Here is a 5,000-nt window from a genome sequence, read left to right on the forward strand (position 1 = left end):
TTAACTTTGATTTTCCTCTTCCTTCATACAATGAATAAATAAATTCTTCTGTGATACATTGATTACCTATTATTTGATTTAAAATAGATTTTCCAGTTTCTCCAAATACATCTGAAAGTACACTTGATATTTTTATATTTGCATCTTGTAACACCTTATGGATTCTATTTTTATTTCTATTAACTTCACCTAGCAATTCTTTTCTTAACCTAGTTAAATCCCTTAAATCTCGAATTCTCTCTGGTGGTACAAAGCTTTTTTCTATTAAACCGCATCTTAATAAGCTAGCTATCCATTCTGCATCTTTGACATCTGTTTTTCTTCCCGGTATATTTTTTATTTTTTTAGCATTTGCTACTATTAAGTCAAAAGCTCCGCTTTCAAGTATATTCCATACAGGCTTCCAATAGATTCCTGTACTTTCCATAGCTACATGAGTACATTCTTTCTGATTTATGAAATCCAATAATTCTAACAATCCTTTAGTAGTTGTAGAAAATGTCTTTACTTCTTTTTTAGGTTTTATATCTAATTTACCATATAAAACACATGCTACCACTGTATCCAAATGAACATCTAACCCAGCACATCTTTCTACGATTGCATCCATAGTTACCTCCATAACAAGATATAAAGCGAATTTATAGTAACTGTCCTAAAAAAATTCCTACACGTGCTATTTGCACAATATCTTGTTCTTATCAGCTACTATTCCTAGTTTCCTTGTAAGAATCTTATTACTACATTATATTCAAGGTTTATTACTCGCTTTATATTGATTATAGGCGAAGCCATTACAAAACAATCATTTTCATTATAGCTTGTGAAACAAAGTTTAATGTTTTTTCCTTATACATAAAAAACAGCCCTATATAGGACTGCTTTTTATTTAAACTTTTAGCTTACTTTTTATCTTTGCGCATATTTTTGTGCTATTTTAACTATTAAATTTGAACACTTTTCTAGTGCAATTACTGGAATACACTCATTTTTACTATGGAAATTAAGTCCTCCTGTAAATATATTTGGACACGGTAACCCCATAAATGATAGTCTAGCTCCATCTGTACCACCTCTAATTGGTACAATTATTGGAGTTATATCACATTCCTTCNAGCGTCAACATCTGCTTCTGCTTCGGCTTCTGCTTCGGCTTCTGCTTTTGCTTTTGCTTCTAATTCAGCTTCTAACATTGATTTTAATTTTGATTGTAAATCCATGTTAGCATCTAAATCCATATCTATATCTTCTTTATGTTTATTTTTTGGCTCTTTATGATGTTTGTCTTCTTTCATTTCTTTTTTTCTTTTTTCTCTTTTTTCTTTAAGATGTCTTCTCTTCTCATTATCTAGCTTATTTGATGATGGGGATACTCTTCTTGTTTCAACTTTTGGTTTTGGCATATATGTTATTCGCCTCCAGGGGAATTTGATTAAGTAGATTATTTATCTACTTAATAATATATATTATTTGTTTAGACAAATTGTTACAATTTATCTAAAATAATATTTGATTTAAATAAAAATTCACTTTGCTTGAGCGACATGTCAGCGAAACATTTCAAAATGTCATTTTTTACGTTTATAAAGTTATTGATATTACTTATATTCATAGGTTATCCATAAATACAGTTATAATATAATTTCCTACGAAAATGATTCTAGCCGTAGGCTATTTTTTGCAACACTAAAGTAAACCTATCTTTTATAGGCTTAATTTAGTGTTATTTTTACATTTTATGCCATTTGTAAACTATCTTTTTCTACAAGATAACCTTTGGATTTTAGTTCTTTTATAATCCTATCTTCTCTTCTTTTATCTTTATCTATAAAATATTGGATTTCTAACTCTTTATATGTACTTTTAGTTTTTAATAAGTGATATATCAGTCTTAACATCATATTAGCTATCGCTATTAGTGCTTTCTTCCTTCCCATTCGGGGAACCATGCTCCAGTACTTATTTTTAAATCTGCTATCTTTTTTCTTGGTGGCTGACCATGCACACTCACACAACATAGACCTGAGCCAATTGTTCCCTGACTTTATACCACTTCTTTTCTTTTTACCTGCACTCTCATTGTTTTTTGGACATAAACCAGCCCAGGAACTTATATGTTTCTCAGTTTTAAATACATCCATACTAGTTCCTATTTCAGCTATTATACTTGAGGCAGATATTTTACTAATACCAGGTATTGTTTCTAATAACTCTAAACTATCTCTTTCTTTTTGAAGTAATATATCAATTTCTTTTTCTAATTCATTAATTTGTTTTTCTAAAAATACAATATTACTATTGTGCATTCCCAATAATATCACATGATGCCCTCTGATTTTACCATTAAGCGCTTCATACATTTCCATTGGGGTAGATTTTAACTTTGATTTTCCTCTTCCTTCATACAATGAATAAATAAATTCTTCTGTGATACATTGATTACCTATTATTTGATTTAAAATAGATTTTCCAGTTTCTCCAAATACATCTGAAAGTACACTTGATATTTTTATATTTGCATCTTGTAACACCTTATGGATTCTATTTTTATTTCTATTAACTTCACCTAACAATTCTTTTCTTAACCTAGTTAAATCCCTTAAATCTCGAATTCTCTCTGGTGGTACAAAGCTTTTTTCTATTAAACCGCATCTTAATAAGCTAGCTATCCATTCTGCATCTTTGACATCTGTTTTTCTTCCCGGTACATTTTTTATTTTTTTAGCATTTGCTACTATTAAGTCAAAAGCTCCGCTTTCAAGTATATTCCATACAGGCTTCCAATAGATTCCTGTACTTTCCATAGCTACATGAGTACATTCTTTCTGATTTATGAAATCCAATAATTCTAACAATCCTTTAGTAGTTGTAGAAAATGTCTTTACTTCTTTTTTAGGTTTTATATCTAATTTACCATATAAAACACATGCTACCACTGTATCCAAATGAACATCTAACCCAGCACATCTTTCTACGATTGCATCCATAGTTACCTCCATAACAAGATATAAAGCGAATTTATAGTAACTGTCCTAAAAAAATTCCTACACGTGCTATTTGCACAATATCTTGTTCTTATCAGCTACTATTCCTAGTTTCCTTGTAAGAATCTTATTACTACATTATATTCAAGGTTTATTACTCGCTTTATATTGATTATAGGCGAAGCCATTACAAAACAATCATTTTCATTATAGCTTGTGAAACAAAGTTTAATGTTTTTTCCTTATACATAAAAAACAGCCCTATATAGGACTGCTTTTTATTTAAACTTTTAGCTTACTTTTTATCTTTGCGCATATTTTTGTGCTATTTTAACTATTAAATTTGAACACTTTTCTAGTGCAATTACTGGAATACACTCATTTTTACTATGGAAATTAAGTCCTCCTGTAAATATATTTGGACACGGTAACCCCATAAATGATAGTCTAGCTCCATCTGTACCACCTCTAATTGGTACAATTATTGGAGTTATATCACATTCCTTCATAGCTTCCTCTGCTATATCAACAATAAACTTAACAGGTTCTACTTTTTCCTTCATATTATAGTATTGGTCATTTAACTCTAAAGTAACTCTTCCATTATATTTTTCACTTACTTTAGATATAGCATCTTTCATATATTGTTTTCTATATTCAAATTTTTCCTTGCTATGGTCTCTTATTATATAAACCATAGTTGCATTTTCAACGTTTCCATTTATATCATTCAAATGATAGAATCCCTCATATCCTTCTGTAGTCTCTGGTCTCTCACTCTGAGGGAACATTTGTGATATTTCTGCGGCTATATGTAAGGCATTTATCATCTTATTCTTTGCTGCACCTGGATGTACATTTCTTCCCTGTATAGTTATCTTAGCTGCTGCGGCATTAAAGTTCTCATATTGAAGTTCTCCCATTATTCCACCGTCAATAGTATATGCATACTTTGCACCAAACTTTTCAACATTAAATAAGTCTGCGCCCCTACCTATTTCTTCATCTGGTGTAAATCCAATTTTTATATCCCCGTGTTTTATTTCTGGATTATTTACTAAATACTCTATTGCAGTAACTATCTCTGATATACCAGCCTTATCATCTGCACCTAGCAATGTTGTCCCATCTGTAACAATTAAATCTTCACCTATAAATTTTTTTAAATCTGGATAATCTTTAGGTGATGTTATTATATTTAATTCTTCATTTAAAACTATATCTTTGCCATCATAATTTTTTATTATCTTAGGCTTAACATTTTTACCAGTAACATCTGGTGCTGTATCTAAATGTGATATAAATCCTATAGTTTCTACACCTTCTGTATTTCCTCTTAATGTTGCCATGACATAACTATTTTCATCAACATGTGCATCTTCTAACCCTAAAGATTTAAGTTCTTCTACTAAATAATTAGCAAATACTCTTTGTCCTTCGCTTGATGGACAATTTGAATTATTAGGATTTGCAGTTGTATCAAAAGTAACATATTTTAAAAATCTTTGAACTACCTTTTCTCTCATATTCAACCCTTCCTTTATATTTACCGTTAAATTTTGTATATAAAGCTTATTATAACCATTATATTATAATACTATATTAAAGTATATCTAGTTTTAGTACATAGTGTATATTTTTGTTGCTTTAATAATCAAATCTTATTTATATTATTTATTTATTATCAATTAATAATTCCTAAAAATAAAAAGTTTACTTATTTTGAGCAATACGTCAGCAAAATACTTTATATCACCAACGACTTTGTCCGTTACTCAAAATCTTTTTATGTTCAAAACTAGTTGATTGGTATTGCTTAAATTCAGAAGTCATATACATTTTTAAAGTATTATAATATCTTTAAGTGTAAAAAAATAAAACACTATATAGTGTTTTATTCAGATTGTAGACAAAATAGCCATTTTAACTTATATAAAGTGGCTATTTTCTTTTTTATAAAGATTTTTAGTGATAATATACTAAAAATAGGCGTGAGCCTTAGATTATTGGATGTAT

General features: G+C 29.2%; 3 protein-coding genes and 1 pseudogene. All 4 read right to left on the minus strand.

Annotated elements, in window-relative coordinates:
* Positions 1-610, minus strand: a 610-nt coding sequence (locus BN7997_RS13785; protein WP_207645589.1) for an IS110 family RNA-guided transposase, incomplete at its 3' end; no start/stop codon positions are given.
* A gap of 299 nt (positions 611-909) precedes the next feature.
* Positions 910-1,095, minus strand: a pseudogene (locus tag BN7997_RS15155) (peptidase T); the annotation flags it as partial.
* A 641-nt stretch (positions 1,096-1,736) separates the two neighbouring features.
* Positions 1,737-2,987: an IS110 family RNA-guided transposase gene (locus BN7997_RS13795; RefSeq protein WP_071120180.1), complete on the minus strand. Its 1,251-nt coding sequence runs from the start codon at positions 2,985-2,987 to the stop codon at positions 1,737-1,739.
* Between the two features lie 299 nt (positions 2,988-3,286).
* Positions 3,287-4,510, minus strand: coding sequence for a peptidase T (gene pepT / locus BN7997_RS13800; RefSeq protein ID WP_071121316.1), 1,224 nt, complete (start codon positions 4,508-4,510; stop codon positions 3,287-3,289).
* Positions 4,511-5,000: the final 490 nt, after the last annotated feature.

The organism is Romboutsia timonensis, from assembly GCF_900106845.1.
Taxonomy (GTDB): domain Bacteria; phylum Bacillota; class Clostridia; order Peptostreptococcales; family Peptostreptococcaceae; genus Romboutsia; species Romboutsia timonensis.